The organism is Actinomadura sp. NTSP31 (assembly GCF_041951385.1).
Lineage (GTDB): Bacteria > Actinomycetota > Actinomycetes > Streptosporangiales > Streptosporangiaceae > Spirillospora > Spirillospora napierensis.
Genome location: NZ_JBGNUT010000034.1, coordinates 1 through 21742 on the forward strand (window position 1 = coordinate 1; position 21742 = coordinate 21742).

General features: G+C 74.0%; 20 protein-coding genes and 1 pseudogene. 6 read left to right on the forward strand and 15 right to left on the reverse strand.

The window, feature by feature from the left end:
* Window positions 1-58: 58 nt before the first annotated feature.
* From ACA514_RS39590 to ACA514_RS39600, 3 genes and pseudogenes are all read right to left on the reverse strand, one after another.
* Complete coding sequence (locus tag ACA514_RS39590; protein ID WP_375046443.1) at window positions 59-493, reverse strand: hypothetical protein; 435 nt, start codon at window positions 491-493, stop codon at window positions 59-61.
* Window positions 494-734: 241 nt separating this feature from the next.
* Window positions 735-1406: an HAD family hydrolase gene (locus tag ACA514_RS39595; RefSeq protein ID WP_375046546.1), complete on the reverse strand. Its 672-nt coding sequence runs from the start codon at window positions 1404-1406 to the stop codon at window positions 735-737.
* A gap of 75 nt (window positions 1407-1481) precedes the next feature.
* Window positions 1482-2534 (reverse strand): annotated as a pseudogene (locus ACA514_RS39600) (homocysteine S-methyltransferase family protein); the annotation flags it as partial.
* 144 nt (window positions 2535-2678) lie between these two features.
* On the opposite strand from ACA514_RS39600, the gene ACA514_RS39605 reads away from it, so the two are divergent.
* From ACA514_RS39605 to ACA514_RS39615, 3 genes are all read left to right on the forward strand, one after another.
* Window positions 2679-3137 carry a universal stress protein gene (locus ACA514_RS39605; protein WP_375046444.1) on the forward strand — a complete coding sequence of 153 codons (459 nt, stop codon included), beginning with the start codon at window positions 2679-2681 and terminating at the stop codon, window positions 3135-3137.
* A 179-nt stretch (window positions 3138-3316) separates the two neighbouring features.
* On the forward strand, window positions 3317-4159 hold the full coding sequence (locus ACA514_RS39610) for a PAC2 family protein (RefSeq protein ID WP_173093413.1): 843 nt from the start codon (window positions 3317-3319) through the stop codon (window positions 4157-4159).
* A 226-nt stretch (window positions 4160-4385) separates the two neighbouring features.
* Window positions 4386-4919: a TrmH family RNA methyltransferase gene (locus tag ACA514_RS39615; protein WP_375046445.1), complete on the forward strand. Its 534-nt coding sequence runs from the start codon at window positions 4386-4388 to the stop codon at window positions 4917-4919.
* Between the two features lie 37 nt (window positions 4920-4956).
* On the opposite strand, the gene mshC is transcribed toward ACA514_RS39615, so the two are convergent.
* The 10 genes from mshC to ACA514_RS39665 form a co-directional block, all read right to left on the reverse strand.
* Complete coding sequence (mshC, locus tag ACA514_RS39620) at window positions 4957-6186, reverse strand: cysteine--1-D-myo-inosityl 2-amino-2-deoxy-alpha-D-glucopyranoside ligase (protein ID WP_375046446.1); 1230 nt, start codon at window positions 6184-6186, stop codon at window positions 4957-4959.
* A 115-nt stretch (window positions 6187-6301) separates the two neighbouring features.
* Window positions 6302-7246, reverse strand: coding sequence for an ABC transporter permease (locus tag ACA514_RS39625; protein WP_375046447.1), 945 nt, complete (start codon window positions 7244-7246; stop codon window positions 6302-6304).
* A gap of 6 nt (window positions 7247-7252) precedes the next feature.
* Complete coding sequence (locus ACA514_RS39630; protein WP_375046448.1) at window positions 7253-8224, reverse strand: ABC transporter permease; 972 nt, start codon at window positions 8222-8224, stop codon at window positions 7253-7255.
* Window positions 8221-9333, reverse strand: coding sequence for an ABC transporter ATP-binding protein (locus tag ACA514_RS39635; RefSeq protein WP_375046449.1), 1113 nt, complete (start codon window positions 9331-9333; stop codon window positions 8221-8223). Before ACA514_RS39635 ends, ACA514_RS39630 begins: the two co-directional genes overlap by 4 nt.
* Entirely contained in the window at window positions 9330-10589 is a 1260-nt protein-coding gene (locus ACA514_RS39640; protein WP_375046450.1) for an ABC transporter ATP-binding protein, read from the reverse strand. Before ACA514_RS39640 ends, ACA514_RS39635 begins: the two co-directional genes overlap by 4 nt.
* Before the next feature lie 109 nt (window positions 10590-10698).
* Window positions 10699-12465, reverse strand: a complete 1767-nt coding sequence (locus ACA514_RS39645) for an ABC transporter substrate-binding protein (RefSeq protein WP_375046451.1) — start codon at window positions 12463-12465, stop codon at window positions 10699-10701.
* A gap of 221 nt (window positions 12466-12686) precedes the next feature.
* Window positions 12687-13451 (reverse strand): NRDE family protein, encoded by a 765-nt coding sequence (locus ACA514_RS39650; RefSeq protein WP_375046452.1) that lies wholly within the window; start codon window positions 13449-13451, stop codon window positions 12687-12689.
* Window positions 13452-13504: 53 nt separating this feature from the next.
* A complete protein-coding gene (locus tag ACA514_RS39655) occupies window positions 13505-14281 on the reverse strand; it encodes an SCO1664 family protein (RefSeq protein ID WP_375046453.1) in 777 nt (258 codons plus the stop codon).
* Between the two features lie 90 nt (window positions 14282-14371).
* Complete coding sequence (locus tag ACA514_RS39660) at window positions 14372-14920, reverse strand: DUF3090 domain-containing protein (RefSeq protein ID WP_375046454.1); 549 nt, start codon at window positions 14918-14920, stop codon at window positions 14372-14374.
* Window positions 14921-14930: 10 nt separating this feature from the next.
* Window positions 14931-15656 (reverse strand): histidine phosphatase family protein, encoded by a 726-nt coding sequence (locus tag ACA514_RS39665; RefSeq protein ID WP_375046455.1) that lies wholly within the window; start codon window positions 15654-15656, stop codon window positions 14931-14933.
* 77 nt (window positions 15657-15733) lie between these two features.
* Between ACA514_RS39665 and corA the strand changes: the two genes are divergently transcribed.
* Complete coding sequence (gene corA / locus ACA514_RS39670) at window positions 15734-16714, forward strand: magnesium/cobalt transporter CorA (RefSeq protein ID WP_375046456.1); 981 nt, start codon at window positions 15734-15736, stop codon at window positions 16712-16714.
* 16 nt (window positions 16715-16730) lie between these two features.
* Here corA and ACA514_RS39675 read toward each other — a convergent pair whose 3' ends face one another.
* Both ACA514_RS39675 and ACA514_RS39680 read right to left on the reverse strand, forming a co-directional pair.
* On the reverse strand, window positions 16731-17381 hold the full coding sequence (locus ACA514_RS39675) for a hypothetical protein (RefSeq protein ID WP_375046457.1): 651 nt from the start codon (window positions 17379-17381) through the stop codon (window positions 16731-16733).
* Between the two features lie 102 nt (window positions 17382-17483).
* Window positions 17484-18302, reverse strand: a complete 819-nt coding sequence (locus ACA514_RS39680; RefSeq protein ID WP_375046458.1) for an undecaprenyl-diphosphate phosphatase — start codon at window positions 18300-18302, stop codon at window positions 17484-17486.
* A gap of 275 nt (window positions 18303-18577) precedes the next feature.
* Here ACA514_RS39680 and ACA514_RS39685 point away from each other — a divergent pair, with 275 nt between their 5' ends.
* The gene (locus ACA514_RS39685) at window positions 18578-19531 is read left to right on the forward strand and encodes an aldo/keto reductase (RefSeq protein ID WP_375046459.1); all 954 of its coding nucleotides are present in this window, start codon (window positions 18578-18580) and stop codon (window positions 19529-19531) included.
* A gap of 70 nt (window positions 19532-19601) precedes the next feature.
* A complete protein-coding gene (locus ACA514_RS39690; protein ID WP_375046460.1) occupies window positions 19602-21617 on the forward strand; it encodes a helix-hairpin-helix domain-containing protein in 2016 nt (671 codons plus the stop codon).
* Window positions 21618-21742: the final 125 nt, after the last annotated feature.

Sequence of the window (21742 nt, forward strand, 5' to 3'; positions counted from 1 at the left end):
CGCGCAGGGGACGTCCCGGCCCGCCGCCGGACCCGGACGGGCGTCCGGGGCACGCGTGTCAGGAGATGCCGCGGTTCCGCAGGATCTTCTCGATCTCCGCCAGCTCGGGGTCGCCGGACGGCTGCGCGCCGCCCACCTCCCCCTTGGGCTTGGCCTTGCCGCCGCGCCCGGCCGCCTTCGGCCCGCCCGCGCCGCCCGCCGCGCCCTTCCCGCCGTCGTCGCCGCCCGCGCGGCGGCTCAGCATGGCGCCCGACGTCAGGTAGAGCAGGACGGCCAGTCCCGCGACCCCCGCCCCGGCCCACTTCACCGGGCTGAACGCCAGATCGACGAAGAACTCGGTCACCCCGGTCATCGCCGCGGCCAGCGGCACCAGCGACAGCGCGGCGCCGCGCATCCCCGACGCCGCGCCGCGGCGCCGGTAGACCCCCCAGCTGATGACCAGCCCGACCAGGGTCACCCCGAGGCTGATCAGGTCGATCGCCGTATCGCTCATGCCGGCCCCTCACTCCGTACGGTGCTGCTGTGCCGCCGCTGTCCTTCCATCGTCACACGTCCGGGGGCCGATCCCGCTCCTCCCGGCGAACGGTTTGCGGACATCGTGGTCTCCTCCTCGGGCGTGACCCGTCCCCTAGGGATCCCCCGGCGGCGTCGATGGAGATCAACATCGCGCAACGGTTGCACGTCGAACCGGTCGAGCGGGCCGCCCGGCGAACCCCTCCGGACGCCGCCGGACCTCACCCGACCAGCGAGGACAGCCGTTCCACTGTCACCTCGCGCAGCGAACCGACCACGGTGCGGCCGGGCGCGAGCGGGATCGGCAGGACGCACGGCACGGCGACGGTGACGCAGCCGGCCGCCTCCGCCGCGGCCACCCCGTTCGGGGAGTCCTCCAGCACCACGCAGCGGCCCGGGACGGCGCCGAGGCGCGCCACCGCGGTCAGGTACGGCTCCGGATCGGGCTTGGTGCGCGCGACCTCGTCGCCCGCGACGCTGAGCACGAAGAACTCCCGTCCGACGGCGTCCAGCACCGGCTCGATGAGCCTGCGGTGGCTGGAGGACACCAGCGCCGTGGTGACGCCCGCGTCCTTCAGCTCCACCAGCAGCTCCTTGGCGCCCGGCATCAGCGGGACGCTCTCGCTCAGCCGCTCGTGCATGCCGTCCAGCATCCGCCGCCCGACCTCCTCGGGCGCGGCGTCCGCCCCGGTCAGCCTCAGCATGTAGTCGGCGGCGACGCTCAGCGAGCCGCCGACCAGCGCCCGCTGGTGCTCCTCGCTCCACTCACCGCCGAGCCACGCCACGACCTCCGCCTCGACTTCGAGCCAGACCCGCTCGGAGTCGACGAGCAGCCCGTCCATGTCGAACAGCACGGCCTGCAGGCCGCCGCGCCCGTCCCCCAAATCGTCCATCCTTCCCTCGTCGCCACCGTCGCGCGCCGGACCACCGCCGCGCGCCGGAATCTCAGGTGTTGAAGTACTTGGCCTCCGGTCGCGGCGCTGGCGCGGGAAGGTGAACCGCTCGCGCCGCGACCCGTCCTCGTTGAGGACGACCAGGTCGTCGCCCTCCGACACGGCCGGAAAGTACCCGTACACGACTCCGGCCTCGATCAGGCCCTCGGTCTGGACACGGTCCAGCCACATCCGCAGCCGGGGCCGCCCCTCGGTCTCCACCAGCTCCTCGTAGGTCGGGCCGTCGCCGCCGCGGGACGGCTTGAGGCCCCACTGGCCCATGAAGGTGGCGCGCTCGTCGAGGAAGGCGGCGTAGTCGGCGAGGGTAACGCCCTTGGCGACCCGGTCGCCCCAGAACGGCGGCTCGGGGACCTTGTTGTCGGTGGCGACGTCGGAGCGGGCGGGCATGTTCTCCGGCTCGGTGACCTTGAGGGTCGCGCCCCGCCGCACCTTCCGCTCGCGCAGCGGCGGCAGGCTCGCGCCCTCCTCGCCGCGCTTGACGGCCATGAACGCGTCCATCAGCCGCAGGCCCTCGAACGCGTCGCGGGCGTAGCGGACCTCGCCGTCGTACAGCGCGGCGAGGTCCTGCTCGACGTAGGCGCGGGTGAGCGCGGCGCCGCCCAGCAGCACGGGCCACTCCCCCGCCAGGCCGCGCGCGTTCAGCTCCTCCAGGTTCTCCTTCATCACCACGGTGGACTTCACCAGCAGCCCGGACATGCCGATCACGTCGGCGCGGTGCTCCCGCGCGGCCTCCAGGATCGCCGACATTGCGGCATCGGCGGACGCGCGGGCGATCCGGGCGCCCGCCTCCGCCAGCTCGAAGATCCGGTCGGTGATGCCGTACTCGCCGAGGTTGGCGCCGAAGGTGTTGGTCTCCACGCAGTCGACGCCCGCCGCGAGGTACGCGTCATGGACGGAGCGGACGATGTCGGGCCCGGTGACGTTGAGGATCTCGTTGCAGCCCTCGTATCCCTGGAAGTCGTCCAGGGTGGGGCCGGCGTCCTGGAGCATCGTCCCCATGCCCCCGTCGGCCACGACGACGCGCTCCTTCAGGGCCTGACGCAGGGAGGGCGGGACGGGAGTGCTCATGGGATGCCAGTTTATCGGCGGGTCCCCGGCGCCCTCCGATCCGTCCACATGGCGGAACTGGACGGGCCGTGCAAGAAGACGGTGACGGATGGGTCACCCGACCGATAACGTGCCCCCAGTTACTACCAACCGGTAAGGAGCGGCATGAGCGCGTACCGCATGATCCTCGTCGGCACCGACGGCTCGGAGACCTCGTTCCGCGCGGTCGACCGGGCCGCGCAGCTGGCCGCCGCGACCGGCGCCACCCTGCTGCTCGCCTCCGCCTACAGCCCGATGCCCGAGCGCGAGCGCGCCAGCGCCGCCGACCGGCTCGGCGATCTGGCCTACAAGGTGCAGGGCTCCACCCCCGCCGACGACGCGCTGCGCGCCGCGCGCGAGCGGGCCGTGGCGGCGGGCGCCCGCGACATCCAGCAGGAGTCCGTCGAGGGCGACGCCGTCGACGTCATCAGCCGCCTCGCCAAGGAGCGCGGCGCCGAGCTCGTGGTGATCGGCAACCGCGGCCTCAACAGCCTCGCCGGCCGCATCCTCGGCTCCGTCCCGGCGAACCTGTCGCACCGCTCCCCGTGCGACGTGCTGATCGTGCACACCACCGACGGCAAGTGATCCGATCGTGACCTCCGTTCCGCCGCGGGCGTACAGCGCGGGGGTCTGGCGGCGGAACGGTGGGGTAGGTCACTGTCAGGACGTAGGCTGACAGCCACCGATCATGAGCGGGGCCCCCGGCCCCGGGAATGAGACCCCCGCCGGTGACGCTGTACCCAGGCGTCGGAAGGAGGCAGCGCGTGATCGAGCTGGAGAGCGTGCCGGAGCTGGTCGAACCGGTACTCGTGGCCGCCTTTGAGGGATGGAACGACGCCGGGGAGGCCGCCAGCGGGGTCATCCAGCACCTGGAGTCCAGCTGGGACGCGGTACCGGTCGCCGAGCTCGACCCCGACGACTACTACGACTTCCAGGTCACCCGCCCGATCGTGGAGATGGTCGACGGCGAGACCCGCGACATCACCTGGCCCACCACCCGGATCTCCTGGGCGCGGCTCCCCAACGGCAAGGACGTCGTGCTGATCCACGGCATCGAGCCGAACATGCGGTGGCGGTCGTTCTGCCGCGAGCTGGTCGGGCTGATGCTGGAGCTGGACGTGCGCAACGTGGTGCTGCTCGGCGCGCTGCTGGCCGACGCGCCGCACACCCGCCCCGTGCCGGTCACCGGCGCCGCGTCCGAGGCCGGGCTGGTCAGCACCCTGCACCTGGAGCCGGCCCGCTACCAGGGCCCCACCGGGATCCTCGGAGTGCTGCAGGACGCCTGCGCGAAGGCCGACCTGGACACCGTGTCGCTGTGGGCGGCGGTCCCGCACTACGTCGCGCAGCCGCCGTCGCCGAAGGCGACGCTGGCGCTGCTGCGCCGCGTCGAGGACCTGCTGGACGTCACCGTCCCGCTGGGCGAGCTGCCCGAGGAGGCGCGGGCCTGGGAGAACGGCGTCAACGAGCTCGCCGAGGAGGACTCCGAGGTCGCCGAGTACGTGCGGACGCTGGAGGAGCAGAAGGACGCCACCGAGCTGCCCGAGGCCAGCGGCGACGCGATCGCCCGCGAGTTCGAACGCTACCTGCGGCGCCGCGACCCCGGCTGACCGGGCGTCACTCCCCGGGCTCGTCGGGGCGCTTGACCGAGGCGAACACCACCAGCGCGACGAGAACGCCCGGCAGCATCAGCACGACCAGTTCCATGCGCATGCCGCGGACTCTACCGGGCTACACTCCCCTGGTTGAGAGACCCGCCGGTGATGGCCCGCGCACGCCGACAAGTGCGCCCACCATGAGCATCAGCGATGTGAGGGGCGCCGCCCTTCGGAGGCGGTGACCCGCCCCTCCCGGCCGCCCGCGATCCGCGTGCGGCCCCCGCGCGAGCTGCGCCGGCAGCGCCGCGGCCGCGCCCATTCCTGCTGGGACCATCTGATCGCCGCGCCGCTGTGGCCGCTGCACGGCGCCAACCTCGGCACCCTGCTGCGGACCTGCGACGCCGTCGGCGCCTGCCTGGCCGTCCCGCGGTTCCCGTGGGTGCCCGCCGCCCTCGAACGCGGCAACACGCTGCGCCGCCCGGCGTGCGTGCACTGGGTGAACGACCCGGTCGGCTGGCTGGAGCGCGCCCGCGGCGCCGGCACCCGGGTGGTCGGGGTGGAGCTGGCCGACGAGGCGGTGCGGCTCGCCGACCTGCCCGCCGCGCGGACCCGGACCGTGGCCGTCCTCGGCCACGAGCGGCACGGGATCCCCGCCGAGGCCCTCGATCTGCTGGACGAGGCCGTCGAGATCCCGATGGTCGGCGACGGCAGCAGCCTCAACGTCGCCGTGGCCGGCTCGCTCGTCCTCTACAAGCTGGCGGGCCTGCTGTGACCGGCCGTGCGCGGGCCCGGCGCATTCGGGGCGCCGGTCACAGGGTGATGCCGAGCAGGGCGTCGGCGAGGGCCCGGACCTGCGCGGGCGACGCCTCGTCGGCGCCCTCGGCGCCGGCCCACGCGTCGATCGCGGCGAGCGCGGCCGGGGTGTCCAGGTCGTCGGCGAGGCGCTCGCGGACCGTGTCGGCGACCGCGCCGGCCGGCGGGCCGGCCGCGCGCGCGGTCGCGGCGCGCCAGCGGTCCAGGCGGGCGGCGGCCTCGCGCAGCTGCGCGTCCGTCCACTCCCAGTCCGCGCGGTAGTGGTGGGCCAGTAGCGCCAGCCGGATCGCCATCGGGTCGACGCCCGCCTCGCGCAGCCTCGACACGAACACCAGGTTCCCGCGCGACTTGGACATCTTCTCGCCGTCCAGGCCGACCATCCCGGCGTGCACGTAGGCGCGGGCGTGCGGGCGCTCGCCCGTCGCGATCTGCGCGTGCGAGGCGCCCATCTCGTGGTGCGGGAACGCCAGGTCCGAGCCGCCGCCCTCGACGTCGAAGCCCATCCCGAGGTACTCGATGGAGATCGCCGAGCACTCCACGTGCCAGCCGGGGCGGCCCTCCCCGAACGGGGAGTCCCAGCCGGGCTCGCCGGGCCGCCGCGCCATCCACACCAGCGCGTCCAGCGGGTCGCGCTTGCCGGGCCGGTCCGGGTCGCCGCCGCGCTCGGCGAACAGCGGCCCCATCTCCTCCCGCGAAAGCCGGCTGACCTGCCCGAACGCGGGGTCGGCGGCGACCGGGAAGTACACGTCGCCGTCGATCTCGTAGGTGGCGTCCCGGCCGCGCAGCTTCTCGATCATCTCGACGATCAGCGGGATCGACTCGACCGCGCCGACGTAGCGGTCCGGCGGCAGGATCCGCAGCGCCGCCATGTCGTCGCGGAACAGCTGGATCTCCCGGTCGGCCAGCTCCCGCCAGTCCTCCCCGGTCTCCCGGGCACGTTCCAGAAGGGGGTCGTCGACGTCCGTGGCGTTCTGGATGTAGTGCACGGTGTGCCCGAGGTCACGCCACACCCGGTTGACGAGGTCGAACGCGAGGTAGGTGTTGGCGTGGCCGAGGTGCGTCGCGTCGTAGGGGGTGATCCCGCAGACGTACATCCGCGCGGTGGCGCCGGGGGCCGTGGGCCGCACCGTGCCCGTTCCGGTGTCGTACAGGCTGAGCCGCCGCGCCGTGGCGGGCAGTCCCGCGTCGGTGAGGCTGGGGACGTCGGAGGCGGGCCACGATCGCATACGGAAAGCTTATCCATGCCCACCTCGCGGAATTACTCCGAGATCGGGTTGACCGTCCCGAGTGTCCGCATCGTGACCGCCCCGGGCGGCCCCCCGTCCCCCGCGCGGGACGGGGTCAGGACAGCCGCACCCGCGGGTCCAGGAACGAGTAGCCGATGTCCACCAGCAGGTTCGCCACGATCACGAAGAACGTCACCATCAGCGTCACCCCGATGATCACCGGGGTGTCGCCGAGCGAGATCGACTGGTAGACCAGCTGCCCCACCCCCTGCAGCCCGAACACCTTCTCGGTGACGATCGTGGACCCGATCAGCGCGCCGAGGTCGATGCCGAACTGGGTGACGACCGGGGTCAGCGCCGCCCGCAAACCGTGCCGGTAGACGACGCGGCGCCGCGACAGGCCCTTGGCGCGGGCCGTCCGGACGTAGTCCTCCCCCAGCACGTCCAGCATCGCGCCGCGCGTCAGCCGGGTGTACGCCGCGACCATCAGGAACGCCAGCGCGATCCACGGCAGGATCATCCGGCGCCAGAAGTGCATCTGCAGCGGCGGCCCCGCCTCGAAGAAGTAGATGCCCGCCTCGCTCAGCTTGGTGGAGAACACGAACAGCAGCACCAGCGCCATCACGAACGGCGGCGTCGACAGCCCGACCAGGACGAACACCGTGACGAACCGGTCGGACAGGCTGCGCGCCCGGGTCGCCGACAGCACCCCGGTGACGACGCCGCCGACGAACCAGATGATGCCGGCGCCGAACACCAGCCACAGCGTGGTCGGCAGCCGGTCCCCGATCAGGGTCGTCACCGGCTCCCCGTTGATGTAGGAGTCGCCGAGGTTGGCGTGCAGCAGCCGGCCGAGGAACTGCCCGTACTGCACGATGACCGGCTGGTCCAGGCCCAGGTTGCGGCGGATCTGCTCGAGGGTGTCGGTGGTCGCGCGCGGCCCGCCGATGACCCGCTCCACCGGGACGGGCGAGACGTGCAGGAACACGAACACCAGCGTGGACACCAGCCACAGCACGACGATCGCGTACAGCAGGCGGCGGATGACGAAACGGATCATCGGCGCTCACTTCCCCCCGGTCGCCCGGTCGCCGCGCGGGTCCAGGGCGTCCCGGATCCCGTCGCCGAGCAGGTTGAACGACAGCGTGGTCAGCAGCAGCAGGACGCCGGGCACCGCCAGCAGCCACCACGCGGTCTGGAACACGTCGCTGCCCTCGCCGAGCATCGACCCCCACGACGGCATCGGCAGCCGCACCCCGACGCCGAGGAACGACAGCGTCGCCTCGAACACGATCGACGTCGGGATCAGCAGCGAGGTCAGCACGGTGACCTGCGCCACCAGGTTCGGCAGGACGTCCACGAACATGATCCGCGCGTTCGAGGAGCCGAGCGAGCGGGCCGCCTCGATGAACTCCTTCTGCTTCAGCGACAGCACCTGGCCCCGGATGATCCGGCCGAACGCGGCGAACGAGAAGAACGCGATCACCAGGATGGTCAGCGTGAGGCTGGCGCCGACCGAGGAGATCTGGAACGTGGTCGCCAGCATGATCGCCACCAGCAGGTAGGGCAGCGCGAGGGTCATGTCCATCAGCCGCGCCAGCAGCGTGTCCATCACCCCGCCGACGAACCCGGCGAGCACCCCGACCAGCGTCCCGACGATCGAGGCGAGCACGGCCGACAGGATCCCCACCACCAGCGAGATCCGCGCCCCGTAGGCGGCGCGGACCAGCACGTCGCGGCCGAGCTGGTCGGCGCCGAGCCAGAACGTCCCGGACGGCCCGCGCGGCTGCCCGTTCACGTCCAGGCCCGTCTTGGGGAACGTCGCGTCGTAGGGGTGGCCGGTCAGGTCCGCCCACACCGGCGCGAGGATCGCGAACAGCGCGATCAGCACCAGCACGACGATGGACACGACCGCGAGCCGGTCGCGCCGGAACCGCGCCCACGCCAGCTGGAACGGGGTGCGGCCCTGCACCCGGGCGGGCACGGTGCCCGCCTCCGGGTCCACCTCCTGCGCCTCGAGATCGGTGTAGCTGCTCATTCCTCGACCTCCGGGAGTTCCGGCTGGGTGGAGACCTGCGCGATCGCCGCCTGCTTGTGGGCGAGGCTCTCGCCCGGCTCGACCGGGAAGTGGCAGGCGGTCACGTGGTCCTCGGGATCGCCCTCGCGCGGGATCAGCGGCGGGTCCTCCCGGATGCAGCGGTCCGCGGCCTTCGGGCAGCGCGGATGGAACCGGCAGCCCGGCGGCGGCTCGATCGGCGACGGGACGTCCCCGGTGAGCACGATCCGCTCGGCGCGCTCCGCCTCGTCCGGGTCGGCGATCGACGCCGCCGACAGCAGCGCCGCCGTGTAGGGGTGGCGGGGCCGCCCATACAGCGTCTCCGCCTCGGCGGCCTCGCCGACCTTGCCGAGGTACATCACCGCGACCCGGTCGCTGACGTACCGGACGACCGACAGGTCGTGCGCGATGAACACGTACGTCAGGCCCATCTCGTCCTGCAGGTCCTTCAGCAGGTTGATGACCTGCGCCTGGATGGACACGTCCAGCGCCGACACCGGCTCGTCGCACACGATCAGCTTCGGCTTGAGCGCCAGCGCCCGCGCGACCCCGATCCGCTGCCGCTGCCCGCCGGAGAACTCGGCCGGGAACCGGTTGTAGTGCTCGGGGTTCAGCCCGACCAGCTCCATCAGCTCCTGCACCCGCCGCTTGCGCTCGGCGCCCGCCGCGATCGAGTGCACCGCGAACGGGTCGCCGATGATGGAGCCGACCCGGCGGCGCGGGTTCAGCGACCCGTACGGGTCCTGGAAGATCATCTGGACGTCGCGGCGGAACGCCTTCAGGCCCGCCCCGCCCAGCCGGGTGATGTCGTCGCCCTCGAACATGATCCGGCCCGCCGTCACCCGGTGCAGCCCGGTGATGCAGCGCGCCAGCGTCGACTTCCCGCAGCCGGACTCCCCGACGATCCCGAGGGTCTCGCCGCGCCGCACCTCCAGGTCGACGCCGTCGACCGCGTGCACGCGGCCGACCTCCTTCTTGAAGACGATCCCCTGCCTGATCGGGAAGTGCTTGTGGACGCCGTCGACCGAGACCAGGACCTCGCCCTGCCCGGCGCCCCTCCCGCCGCTGCGCCCGCTCGCGTCGTGGTTCACCCGGCGCCTCCGTCCCCGCGCGTGCCGTCCCCGCGCGGCCCGTGCCCGCGCGTGCCGTCGTCGTCGCCCGCGTCCGCACCGTCCCGCGGACCGCCGCCGCCCTCGCCTTCCGCGCCCGTCTCCGGGGCCTGCGTCCCGGGGGCCTGCGTTTCCGGGGCGGCGGCGTCGACCGCACCGGACGCCTCGGGCGCGCCGCCGCGCGCGGCCGCCGCCGGGCGCGCCCGCACGCGGCCCGCCTCGACCGCCCGGAGCCGCAGCCGCTCGGCGTCCTCGCCGAGCCCGACCGCCTCGTGCGGCAGCCAGCACGCCGACACGTGCGACGGGTCGTCGTCGCCGGTGACGGGGTCCAGGGCGGGCTCGTCGGTGACGCACCGGTCCATCGCGTACTCGCAGCGCGGATGGAACACGCACCCCGACGGGATGTTGATCAGGCTCGGCGGCTGCCCGGGGATCGGCCGCAGCCGGTCCGCGCCGGCGGCCGCGGACGGCGTCGACTGCAGCAGCCCCTTGGTGTAGGGGTGGTGCGCCCGGTAGTACAGGGGGCGCCGCCGGGCCTTCTCGGCGGCCTTCCCGCCGTACATCACCAGCACGTCGTCGGCCATGTCGGCGATCACGCCGAGGTCATGGGTGATCATGATGAGGGCGGTGTCGTACTCGCGCTGCAGCCGCCGCATCAGGTCGAGGATCTGCGCCTGGACGGTCGCGTCCAGCGCGGTCGTCGGCTCGTCGGCGATGATCAGTTTCGGGTTCAGCACCAGCGCCATCGCGATCATCGCGCGCTGCCGCATGCCGCCGGAGAACTGGTGCGGATACTCCTCGGCGCGCTGCGCGGGCTGCGGGATGCCGACCGTGCCGAGCATCTCCACCGCCCGCCTGCGGGCCGCGCGGCGGTCGGTGTCCGGCTCGTGCGCGCGGATCATCTCCTCGATCTGCCGGCCCACCCGGTACAGGGGATGCAGGCTGGACAGCGGGTCCTGGAAGATCATGCCGATCTCGGCGCCGCGGATCTGGCGCATCCGCCGCTCCCCCGCGGTGAGCAGGTCCGCGCCCTCGAACAGGGCCTGCCCGCTCACCTTCGCGCCCGGCGTCAGGCCCATCAGGGTCTGGGTGCTGACGCTCTTGCCCGAGCCCGACTCGCCGACGATGCCGAGCGTGCGGCCCCGGTCCACCTCGAACGAGACGCCGCGCACGGCGCGCACCACCCCGTCCGGCGTGCTGAAGGAGACCCGCAGGTCGGTCACCTCGAGAAGACTCATCGACGCCCCTTCGCGTCCGCGTTCGCCCGGCCGGCGGCCCGCGCCCGCACGGCGGGGGCGGGCCGGTGCCCGGGCGCGGCGCCGCCGGCGGGCGCCCGGGCGCCGCCGGCTACGAGAGCTTCATCTGGTTGAGGTCGTACGCCTGGTACTGCGGCAGGTACAGCGCGTTCTTCACCCGCGACGAGTGGAAGATCGGGTACTTCTGGTTCATCAGCGGCACGACCGCGGCGTCCTGCATGATCTGCCTGTCGGCCTGCGCCCAGAACCCGGCGGCCGTGTTGACGTCCTTGGCCTTCAGCGCCTGGTCGATGAGCGAGTTGACCTTCGGGTTGTTGTAGTCGCCGTAGTTGGTGGAGTTCGGCCCGTACTGGCGGCCGTCGAACAGCGGCACGATGTTGGTGCGGCCGTTGTTGCCGTACCAGTCCGGCACCCAGCCGGGGCCGGCGATGTCCCACTTGCCGGCCTTGGCGTCGGCGGGGGTCACCAGCGTGGTGTTGTAGAAGGTGCCGTTGGTGTCGGGCGTGAGGTTCGCGGTGATCCCGCACGCCTTCAGGTTCGCCTGCACCGACTGCGCGACCTTCGGGTGGTTGCTGGAGACCCGGTAGGGGAACTTCAGCGTCAGCCCGTTGGGGTACCCGGCCTGCGCGAGCAGCTGCTTGCACTTGTTCGGGTCGCCGGCGTTGCCGGGCGTCGGGTACAGGTTGAACGGCTGGTAGCCGACGCTGCGCGGCGGGATGACCTGGTTGAGCACCTCGCTGACGTCCGGCCCGCCGTAGATCTGGATCAGCGCGGTCTTGTCGACCGCGTAGTTGATCGCCTGCCGGACCTGCGCCTTGCCCAGCGCCTTGCCGTTGTTCGGGCTGAGGGTGTTGAAGACGATGTAGGGGTTGCTGGACGACCCCTCCATGATCTTGAAGTTCGGGTTGGACTTCAGGCTCGGGATCCGGGAGGTCGGCACCGGCTGGTCCCAGGCGAGGTCGGCGGAGCCCTGCTCCATCTGCTGCTGGACGACGTCGGGCGAGTCCTGCCCCATGGTGACCTGGATCCGGTCGGGGTTCTGCGCCCGCGTCGGGTCGGAGGCGGCCTTCCAGTTCTTGTTGCGGTCGAGGACGTACTGCTTGTTCGGCGTGTAGGAGACGATCTGGTACGGGCCGTCGGAGACCGTGTGCTGGCGGAACTGCGGGCTGTCGGGGATGTACCGGTCGTACTCGGCCGGGGCCGCCGCCGCGAACTGCAGCGCGAGGATGTTGGTGAAGTCGCTCGCGGGCTGGACCAGCTTGATGACGAGGGTCTTGTCGTCCTTGGCCGTCAGCCCGGCCACGTCGTGGCCGTTCTGGTAGGCGGCCAGGGCGGACGCGTTCTTCGGGTCGACGTCCCCGTAGCCCTTGCAGAACGAGCTCATCCCGGCGATGGTCTCGGTGTAGTACGCCTTGCCGCCCGACGGCTTGGCCGGGTTGCAGACCCGCTTGACGCCGCGGATGAAGTCCTGCGCGGTGACCTCGCGGGGCGGGCTGGTGTTCCACAGCACGCCGGTGCGCAGCTTGATGGTGTAGGTCTTGCCGTCCTGGCTGAGGCCCCCGTTCTGCGCGGTGGGGATCTCCTGCGCGACGTCCGGCTGCACCTTGATGGCGTCGTCGAAGTCGTTGGCGGCCTTGAACCCGAACAGCGTCCGGGCGAACTGGCGGGCCAGCATGTTGCCCCAGGTCGTGTAGACGCTGGAGGTGTCGAGGTGGTCCACGTCGGAGGACCCGACGACCTTCAGCGTGCCGCCGGCGCTCCCCCCGCCGCCGCCCCCGCCGCCGCCGCAGGCCGCCAGGCCGAGCACGGCCGCGCCGAGCCCGGCGGCGACCGCCGCCCCCCGTCTCCCTGCTGTCATCTGCGCACTCCCCCGTCTGCTGATGACCGACTGCCAGGGCGATCCGCTGGCCGGGCCGGCGCGGCCCCGCCACGAAGATCGCATTAGGTAGTCAAATTAGCACTCAGCGTCATGGTCGCGGGGACACGGGGAGGAAAACGCGGCGGGCGGCGGGTCGCGGGCGGGTCAGAGGCGGCGGGTCAGAGGCGGCGGGTCGGAGGCGGCGGGTCGCGGGTGGCGGGTCAGAGCACGCGCGACCAGGCCGCCCCGTCACCGGGGGCGGCGGAGAAGTCGTAGCGGACACCGCCGGGGGCGAGCGCCGCCAGGCTGACGGAGGTGGTGCCCCATACGCGGCCCTCGCCCATGTCCAGCAGCGGAAGCAGGGCACGGTGGTCGGCGCGGGGCAGGCCGTCGCCCTCCAGCAGCGGCAGCCACGCTCCCCACGCCGTCCGGACGTCCTCCCCCGCGCGCGGCTCGGGCCGGGGGGCGGCGGCCAGCCGCGGCCGGAAATGGGCGAGCCGCGCCCCCATGTAGGCGTCCTCGGTCCCGCCCTCCTGCTGCCCCTCGCCCTCGAGCCCGCTGTTGACGATCATGTGCAGGCCGGGGCCGAGGTCGCGCTCGACGAGTTCGGCGCCGTCCCAGCTCCACAGCCGCACCCGGTCGGGCTCGGCGCCGACGAGATGGAAGGGGTCGAACGCGGGGAGGCCGAGCTCGCCGAGCTTGCCGTCGGCGGCCATCCGCAGCGGCAGCTCGCCGCGCGTGGCGCGGCCGTCCTCGGGCGCCATCCGGCCGCGCCCGTTCAGCACCAGCGCGACGCGCGGCGCCGCGGGGTCCACGGCGAACCAGGTCCCGCCGGCCCGCAGGTCGCGGCCGCCGACCAGGCCGGGCCGGTCCGGCCAGTGCCGCCCCGGCGGCTCCCACTCCCGCGCGACGAACTCGTCCCGGACGCCCGCGAGGAGCACCGGGGCGGCGGCGGAGGGGTCGACACTGATGATCGCCGTACACATGCCCCTCATTGGAGCACTCCCCCCAAACCCACCCGAACGCCGGGGTACGGGACCTACAGGGGCGGCCAGGGGATGGCGGGCCAGTCCTCGGGCGGGTAGGGGTGGATGCGGTGCTTGAGCATGAGCTCGACGCGGCGGCGGGTGGCGTCGACCTCGTCGGCGGTCAGCAGCTCGGCGAGGCGGGCGGCCAGGGGGCCGCCGCGCAGGGCGCGGTCGACGCGGGTGAGGGCCTCGACGGCCTCGGAGGTGAGCGGCTTGCCGCGCCACTGCCACAGCACCGTCCGCAGCTTGTACTCCACGGAGAAGCAGACGCCGTGGTCGCAGCCGTAGACGTGGCCGTCGCCGGGCGGCAGCAGGTGCCCGATCTTGCGGTCGGCGTTGTTGACGACGGCGTCGAACACCGACATCCGGCGGATCGCCTCGTCGTCGGAGCGCGACAGCTCGACGAGGTCGATGTCGGGGTCGGGTTCCACCCACAGCTGGACCATGCCGGGCCCGTAGGGGCCGTCGCGGTGGACGGTCGGCGGGACGGTGCCCCAGCCCATCGCCTTGGATACCTCGTAGGCGGCCACCTCCCGCTCGGCGAGGGTGCCGTCGGGGAAGTCCCACAGCGGCCGCTCGCCCGCGACGGGCTTGTAGACGCACGCGGCGCTGACGCCGTCGTGCTCGATGGTGCAGTACAGGGTGGCGTTGGACGCCTGGACGAGGCGGCCCTCGATGGCCAGCCGGCCGCCGAGCAGCAGCCGCTCGGCGGCGGGGACGTCGCGGGGGGAGACCCGGTCGCCGGACGGGTCTTCGGCGGGGGCACGGTCCCGGGAGGACTGCGTCATGCGCTCATTCTCCCGGCCGCCCCGCCGGTGATCCAGTGCGGGTCCCGGTCCGCGGACGCGGCCGGGCCCGGCGTGCCGACCTCGCGCATCTCAGCCCAGGTATCCGTTCTGGCGGGGGCAGACGTGGCCCTCGGTGTCCAGCGGCAGGCCGCACAGCGGGCACGGCGGCCGCCCGGCCGCGACGACCTGCAGGGCCCGCTCGGCGAACGCGCGGGCCTGCGCGGCGCTGATCCGCACCCGCAGCACCGCGATGGCCGGGTCGTCCTCGCCGACCTCGGCGTCCTCCTCGGTCTCGGTGACCTCCTGCGCCTCGATGACGACGCGCTCGTCGTCGGGGTCCCAGGCCAGCGCCATGGTGCCGACCTTGAACTCCTCCTCGACCGGCTGCTCCAGGGGGGCGTCGTCGCGCAGCTCGGTGGGGGTGACGGCGGGCACGTGCGCCTCGCCGCCGGTGCGCCGCAGCACCTCGTCCAGCAGCTCCTCCAGGCGCTCGGCCAGCAGCGTCACCTGGAACTTCTCCAGGCCGACGCTGGTCACCCGGCGGCCGGCGCGGGCCTGCAGGTAGAAGGCGCGGTCGCCGGGGCGCCCGACGGCGCCGGCGACGAACCGCTCCGGCAGGTCGTAGGAGATGACGGGCATGGCATCGACCCTACGCGCCGCCGCCGACGACCGCGTCACTTGCCCCGGGTCCGGTTTTCCGGTCATCGTCCCCGTCCGGGGCGGGCAGCAGATCGGCGACGTCGCCGCCGGTGTCGTTGAGGCGGACGACGAACGGGCGCAGCTCGGTGTAGCGGATCGCGGTCACCGACGCGGGGTCGGCCTGGATCCGCTGGAACTGGTCCAGGTGCAGGCCGAGCGCGTCGGCGACGATCGCCTTGATGATGTCGCCGTGGCTGCACACCGCGTACAGGGCGCCGGGACCGTGGGCGGCGGTGACGCGCTCGTTCCAGTCGCGGACGGCGGCGACCGCGCGGTGCTGGGCGTCCGCCATCGCCTCGCCGTCCTCGCCGGGGAAGCGGGCGGCGCTCGGGTGGGCCTGCACCACCCGCCACAGCGGCTCCTCGGCGAGCTCCTTGATCGGGCGGCCCGTCCAGTCGCCGTAGCGGACCTCGCCGAACCGCTCGTCGGTCTCCACCTTCTCGACGGCGCCGCCGGCGTCCCGGCCGTGCGGGGCGGCGAGCGTCTCCGCGGTCTCGACGCACCGGTCGAGGGGGCTGGAGACGACGGCGGCGAGCGGCAGCGCCGCCAGCCGCCCGGCGACCGCGGCGGCCTGCGCGCGGCCCCGCTCGTCCAGCCGCACGCCGGGGGTCCAGCCGGCCAGCACCGGCCCGGTCATAGCGGTCAGGCCATGCCTTACCAGGAGAAGCGTCGTCACAACTGGCCACTGTAGGAGATGGGCGGAGCGGATGTGATCACCGGCGCGATTCCGCGCGGCGCCGCGGATGCGCGACAATGCGTGGCGTGATCGTGGACAAGGCCATCTACGCCGGCGGTGTCCGCAGCGATATCGACGGCGACATCAGCGACGCCTTCGACCTCGCCCGGGCGAACGGCGACTGCTTCCTGTGGATCGGCCTGTTCGAGCCCGACGAGGAGGAGTTCGAGCTCGTCAAGGACGAGCTGCAGCTGCATCCCCTCGCCGCGGAGGACGCGGTGTCGGCGCACCAGCGGCCGAAGATGGAGCGCTACGGCGACACCCTGTTCGTGGTGCTGAAGACCCTGTCCTACATCGACGAGACCTCCGACATCGAGGTCGGCGAGATCATGGTGTTCCTCGGCGCCGACTTCGCCGTGACCGTCCGGCACGGGGCGGGGAACCCGCTCGGGCCCGTCCGCAGGCGCCTCGAGGAGGACAAGGACCTGCTCAAGCACGGCGCGACCGCCGTGCTGTACGCGGTGTGCGACGAGGTCGTGGACCGGTACGGGCTGGTCGCGCACGAGGTCGAGGTGGACATCATCGGGCTGGAGCGGGCGGTGTTCGACCCGCGGGCCCGCGACGTCACCGCCGACATCTACTCGCTCAAGCGCGAGGTGCTGGAGTTCCGCACCGCCGAGGACCCCCTCGTCCCCGTCCTGCAGGAGATCGCCAAGGGCCGCGTCTCCGAGTGCGCCGGGACCCGCGAGTACTTCCGCGACGTGCTCGACCACCTGCTGCGGGTGGACGGGCAGGTCGACGCGCACAACGAGCTGCTCAACAGCGTGCTGAACGCGCATCTGGCGCTGCTCGGCAAGCAGCAGAACGAGGACATGCGCAAGATCTCCGCGTGGGCGGCCATCATCGCGGTGCCGACCGCGATCGCCGGGATCTACGGCATGAACTTCACCCACATGCCCGAGCTGAAGTGGTCGTGGGGCTACCCGGTGGTGCTGCTGCTGATGGCGGCCGTCTGCGTCCTGCTCTACCTCAGGCTCCGCAAGAGCGGCTGGCTCTAGCGGGACGCCGCGCGGATCACGGGGCGTCCGGTCCGGGCCTCCCGGCGGAGGCGGGCTCGGGCGGGGGCGCGGCCAGCAGCACCGCCCACAGGTGCGACTCGGCGCCCCGCGACTCCAGCCGGCGGCGGAGCCGCTCGACGCCGCCCGTGGTGGGCAGCGCCAGCCACAGCAGCAGCGGGTAGCCGGTGGCGAACCCGGCGGCGAACACCACCTCGGCATGCCCGATCATCGCCAGCGGCAGCCCCAGCAGGATCACGCCCTCCGCGAGCGCGAACCGCAGCAGCACGCCCTGCCGGAACTGCACGAGCGCCAGCCGCGCCGCGACGGCGGGCGGGGCGCCCGGCGCCATCGGCAGCGGGGCGCGCGGCCCGGCCAGCGCCGCGACCGCCGCCGCCAGCAGCAGCGGCGCGTAGATCCACGGCGGGGCGTCCCCGGCCGCGCCGCCGCGGTTGTCGACGATCAGCGGGGTCAGCGCCAGGATCAGCACCGGCGCGCCGACCAGCACCAGCATCGTCAGGCGCATCCGGCCCAGCACCGTCGCGTCCCGCAGCGAGGCGAGGTAGCCCGGGTCGTCGCCGGGGCCGGCGCCGAACACCGGGCCGGCCGGCGGCCCGCCGGCGCCCTGCGGCGCCTCCGGCGAGTGCATCGAGAACGAGGCTGGGGCCATGGCCCGGCACTTTAGCCCGGCGGCGACCGCCGGAACAGATCCCACCAGGATCTTCACGCCCGTCCGGCCCGGGCGCGGCGCGCGGCCGGGGCCGGCGGCGGCTCAGGTCGCGGAGATCGCGCCGGCCGCGAGCAGGCCGAGCAGGACGCCGCCGAGCGCCACCCGGTAGAACACGAAGACGTTCGTGGAGTGCCGGGTGAGGAACTTCAGCAGCCAGGCGATGCAGGCGTAGCCGACCGCGAACGACACCACGGTCGCGATCGCGGTCGGGACGACCTGCAGCGACCCGTCGAACGCCTTGCGCAGCTCGAACAGCCCCGACAGCACCACCGCGGGGATCGACAGCAGGAAGGAGTACCGGGCGGCCGCCTCGCGGGTGTAGCCGAGGAACAGCGCGCCGGTCATCGTCGAGCCCGACCGCGACGACCCGGGGATCAGCGCGAGCGCCTGGAACCCGCCGATGACCAGGCCGTCGCGCAGGTTCAGGTCGGCGACCTCCCGCTTGCCGATGCCGGCCCACTCGGCGACCATCAGCAGCAGCCCGAGGACGATCAGCGAGGAGGCGTTCAGCCACAGGTTGCGGGCGCCGTTCTCGATGAAGCCGTTGAGGGCGAGGCCGACGACGGCGACCGGGACGGTGCCGAGGCCGATGTACCAGCCGAGCCGCGCGTCCTGCTGGGGGCGCAGCTCCGGCGTCCACAGGCTCTTCGTCCACGTCGTCAGGATGCGGACGAGGTCGCGCCAGAAGTAGATGACGACGGCGGCCATGGTGCCGAGCTGGATGACGGCGGTGAAGGCCGCCCCCGGGTCCTTCCAGCCGAGCAGCTTCGGCACGATGAGCAGGTGGCCGGAACTGGAGATCGGCAGGAACTCGGTGAGCCCCTGGACGACCCCGAGCACGGTCGCTTCCACGACGTTCACGAGCGGCGGGTTCCCTCCGAATGCGAGATCGGCCACGGCGCCCGATCCCCGGTGAAGCGTATCCGCCGCCTGCCGCCTCCCGGTTCCCGGCCGCCTGCTCCGGGACGTCCGCCGCGCCTCCGACCAGCGGGAACACCCTGATCCGTTACTGCCGGGACGCGCCATGCTCATGTTCGCGTCACCTTCCGTCCACCTGCCGCCGCGCCCGTCACCGGGCGGACGCGGGCGGTGGCGGCAGGGTGGGGCCGGCGCGATGCCCGCTACATTGACCGCCTATGAAGGAGCGTCACCTCGGGCGGAGCGGGCTGCTGGTGTCCCGGCTGGGCCTCGGCACCATGACGTGGGGCCAGGACACCGATCCGGACGAGGCCGTCGCGCAGCTCGTGGCGTTCACGGAGGCCGGCGGCACGCTGGTCGACACCGCCGACGTCTACAGCGACGGCGACAGCGAGCGGATCCTCGGGCACCTGCTGCGCGAGGTCGTCGACCGCGACGCCCTGGTCATCGCCACCAAGGCCGCGATCCGGCCGAACGGCCGCTACGACGGCTCCCGCCGGCATCTGCTGCGCGCCCTGGACGCCTCCCTGGACCGGATGGACCTCGACCACGTCGACCTGTGGCAGCTGCACGTCTACGACCCGGCGACGCCGCTGGAGGAGACCCTGTCGGCGCTGGACGAGGCGGTGTCCTCCGGACGGGCCCGCTACGTCGGGGTGTCCAACTACGCGGGCTGGCAGATCGCCAAGGCCGCCGCGTGGCAGCGCGCCTGGCCGGGCCGCGCCCCGGTCGTGTCGGCGCAGCTGGAGTACTCGCTGCTGAGCCGCGACATCGAGCGGGAGGTGGTGCCGGCCGCGCTGGACGCCGGGGCCGGCCTGCTGCCGTTCTCGCCGCTCGGGCGGGGCGTGCTCACCGGCAAGTACCGCACCGGCATCCCCGCCGGGTCGCGGGCCGCCGCGCCGCGCTTCGCCGACTTCGTCCAGCCCTACCTGGACGAGGAGTGCGCGCGGATCGTGGAGTCGGTGGTGACCGCCGCCGAGGGCCTCGGCGTGTCGCCGCTGAGCGTGGCGCTGGCCTGGGTCCGGGACCGGCCGGGGGTGGCGGCACCGATCGTCGGCGCCCGGACCGCGGGGCAGCTGGAGGCCATCCTGGACAGCGAGGACCTGACGCTGCCGAACGAGATCCGGGCCGCGCTGGACGACGTCTCCGACATGTCCCCGGCCCATCCGTGACCGGGCGGGCCGTCCGTGGCACGCTCGGGACGGTCCACCGCCAACCGTGAAAAGCCCCGACGGGAAGCCCGTGACCGACACCCCACCTGACATCTCGCCCGACAGCACGCCTGCCGGCGGCCCGCCCGGCGCGGCAGAGACCCCGCAGGAGCGCGCCGCCCGCGCCGCCGAGGCGCTGCGCGCGGCAGAGGCCGCCGGCGCCCGCGCCGCCGAAGCGGCCCGCGCCCAGCGGCCCGCCGCTCCGGCGGCGCCCGCCGAGGCCGCCGAGGCCCCCAGGCCCGGCCGCCCGCAGGCCGCCGGGAATTCCGCCGCACCGGCCGCGCCGGCGTCCGGGCCCGCGGGCGCCGCCACGCCCGATGACCTGGCCGCGCTCGCCGAGCTGTTCGCCGCGGCCGGCGTCCCCGCCGCGCTCGTCGCGCGGGCGGCGGCGCGGCTGGGGGCCGGCGCCGCCGGGCGGCTGCGCGAGGACCCGTGGCGGCTGCTGCGCGTCCCCGGCCTGCGGCCGGCGCAGGCCGACCACTTCGCGCGCTCCCTGCTCGGCCCGGACGCCCGGCCCGACGACCCGCGCCGCGGCCGCGCTCTCGTCCTGCACCTGCTGACCGAGGCGGCCCGCCGCGGCCACACCGTCACCCCTCTCGCCGACGTCGTGTCCGACCTGCAACGCGCGCAGGTCGCCGACCCCGGCGGGGCCGTCGAGGCGGCCCTGGACGAGGGCGAGGTGCTGCCGCTGACCGAGGAGCCGGATTTCGGCGAGGAGTCGTTCGAGGAGGACGCCGAACCGCCCGAGCCGGAGGAGACGCTCGGCGTGGAGCGCTGGGCGCTGGCGGAGGAGGCCGCGGCCGAGGGGTTCCAGCGGCTGGCGCTCACCGCCGTGCCGCTGCTGGACGACGCCGCCGTCAAGGAGCTGCGCGCCGGGCTGCCCGAGGACCGCTCGCTGGCGCTCACCGCCGCGCTGCGCACCGGCGTCAGCGTCCTGCGCGGCGCCCCGGACGCCCTCGCCGCGACCGCCGCCGGCATCGCCTCGGCCGCCGCGGCGGCCGGCCTGCGCGCCGCGGTCACCGCGCCGACGGAACGGGCCGCCGCCGACCTCGCCGCCGCGCTCCCCGGTGACGGGCCGGCCCCGGTGGTGGCGAGCCTGCACCGCCTGCTGGAGCCGCAGGACGACGCCGCCGCGGCGCCCGGCGCCGTCGTGTACGGGCGCGGCGAGCAGCGGCCGTTCGAGCTGGACCTCCTCGTGGTGACGGAGGCGGCGGCACTCGACGTCGAGCTGTGCGCGGTCCTGGTCGAGGCGTGCCCGGACGGCGCCCACCTCGTGCTGTGCGCCGAGCCCGGCTCGCCGCCGCCCGCCGGGCCGGGCCGCCCCCTGGACGACCTGGAGGCGTCGGAGACCGTCCCGGTCGTCGCGCTGGACGCCGAGCCGCCGTCCGGTCCCGTCGCGGCGCTCACCGAGGCGGTGCGGGGCGGGGAGCTGGTCGCGGTGGACGCGCCGGGACGCGAGGTCGTGATCGTGCCGGCCGCCGACCCGGCGGAGGCGGTGCACCGGGCCGTCCAGCTCGTCACCGACTCGATCCCGCGGGCGCTCGGCATCCCGGTGGAGGACGTCCAGGTCGTCGCGGCGGCGTCGGGCGGCGACGCGGGCGCGGCGGCGCTGAACGCGGCACTGAAGGCGCGGCTGAACCCCGGCCCCGGCGCGTTCGGCGGGATGGACCCCGGCGACCGGGTGGTCGTGGCGGCGCCGCTCCCCCGGGCCGCGGTCGGCGAGACCGGCGTGGTGACCGGCGGCGGCCCGCACGGCCTGGACGTGGAGTTCCCCGGCGGCGCCGTGACGGTCGCGCCCGCGGACGCGGCCCGGCTGCGGCACGGCTGGGCGGTGCCGGTCGCGCAGGCGCGCGGGACGCGCCGTCCGGCGGTCGTGGCGGTGCTGGTGCCGGAGGGGCTGTCGCGGCCGCTGGTGGCCACCGCGTTCGGGCTGGCGCGCCGGCACCTGTCGGTGGTGCAGGCGGCCGGGCCCGCGCTGGCCAAGGCCGTGCGCGAGTCCGGTGCGCGCGAGCGGCGGACCCGCCTGGCGCGACTGGTGATGCGGTAAAGAAACCGCCGTGTCGCGGTTTACGGTTGGGCCCGTATGGGGCACGATCGGACCAATTGGCGCGCGAGTTGACCGTGACCTCCGTGTCCGCGTCTCGTTGGACCGGATGTCAACAACAGCATCAC

What these genes read in the sequence shown, in the direction of transcription:
- ACA514_RS39590 (WP_375046443.1), bottom strand. Translation starts at nt 493, where the DNA reads ATGAGCGATACGGCGATCGACCTGATCAGCCTCGGGGTGACCCTGGTC.
- ACA514_RS39595 (WP_375046546.1), bottom strand. Translation starts at nt 1,406, where the DNA reads ATGGACGATTTGGGGGACGGGCGCGGCGGCCTGCAGGCCGTGCTGTTC.
- ACA514_RS39605 (WP_375046444.1), top strand. Translation starts at nt 2,679, where the DNA reads ATGAGCGCGTACCGCATGATCCTCGTCGGCACCGACGGCTCGGAGACC.
- mshC (WP_375046446.1), bottom strand. Translation starts at nt 6,186, where the DNA reads ATGCGATCGTGGCCCGCCTCCGACGTCCCCAGCCTCACCGACGCGGGA.
- ACA514_RS39625 (WP_375046447.1), bottom strand. Translation starts at nt 7,246, where the DNA reads ATGATCCGTTTCGTCATCCGCCGCCTGCTGTACGCGATCGTCGTGCTG.
- ACA514_RS39630 (WP_375046448.1), bottom strand. Translation starts at nt 8,224, where the DNA reads ATGAGCAGCTACACCGATCTCGAGGCGCAGGAGGTGGACCCGGAGGCG.
- ACA514_RS39640 (WP_375046450.1), bottom strand. Translation starts at nt 10,589, where the DNA reads ATGAGTCTTCTCGAGGTGACCGACCTGCGGGTCTCCTTCAGCACGCCG.
- ACA514_RS39645 (WP_375046451.1), bottom strand. Translation starts at nt 12,465, where the DNA reads ATGACAGCAGGGAGACGGGGGGCGGCGGTCGCCGCCGGGCTCGGCGCG.
- ACA514_RS39650 (WP_375046452.1), bottom strand. Translation starts at nt 13,451, where the DNA reads ATGTGTACGGCGATCATCAGTGTCGACCCCTCCGCCGCCGCCCCGGTG.
- ACA514_RS39655 (WP_375046453.1), bottom strand. Translation starts at nt 14,281, where the DNA reads ATGACGCAGTCCTCCCGGGACCGTGCCCCCGCCGAAGACCCGTCCGGC.
- ACA514_RS39660 (WP_375046454.1), bottom strand. Translation starts at nt 14,920, where the DNA reads ATGCCCGTCATCTCCTACGACCTGCCGGAGCGGTTCGTCGCCGGCGCC.
- corA (WP_375046456.1), top strand. Translation starts at nt 15,734, where the DNA reads ATGCGTGGCGTGATCGTGGACAAGGCCATCTACGCCGGCGGTGTCCGC.
- ACA514_RS39675 (WP_375046457.1), bottom strand. Translation starts at nt 17,381, where the DNA reads ATGGCCCCAGCCTCGTTCTCGATGCACTCGCCGGAGGCGCCGCAGGGC.
- ACA514_RS39685 (WP_375046459.1), top strand. Translation starts at nt 18,578, where the DNA reads ATGAAGGAGCGTCACCTCGGGCGGAGCGGGCTGCTGGTGTCCCGGCTG.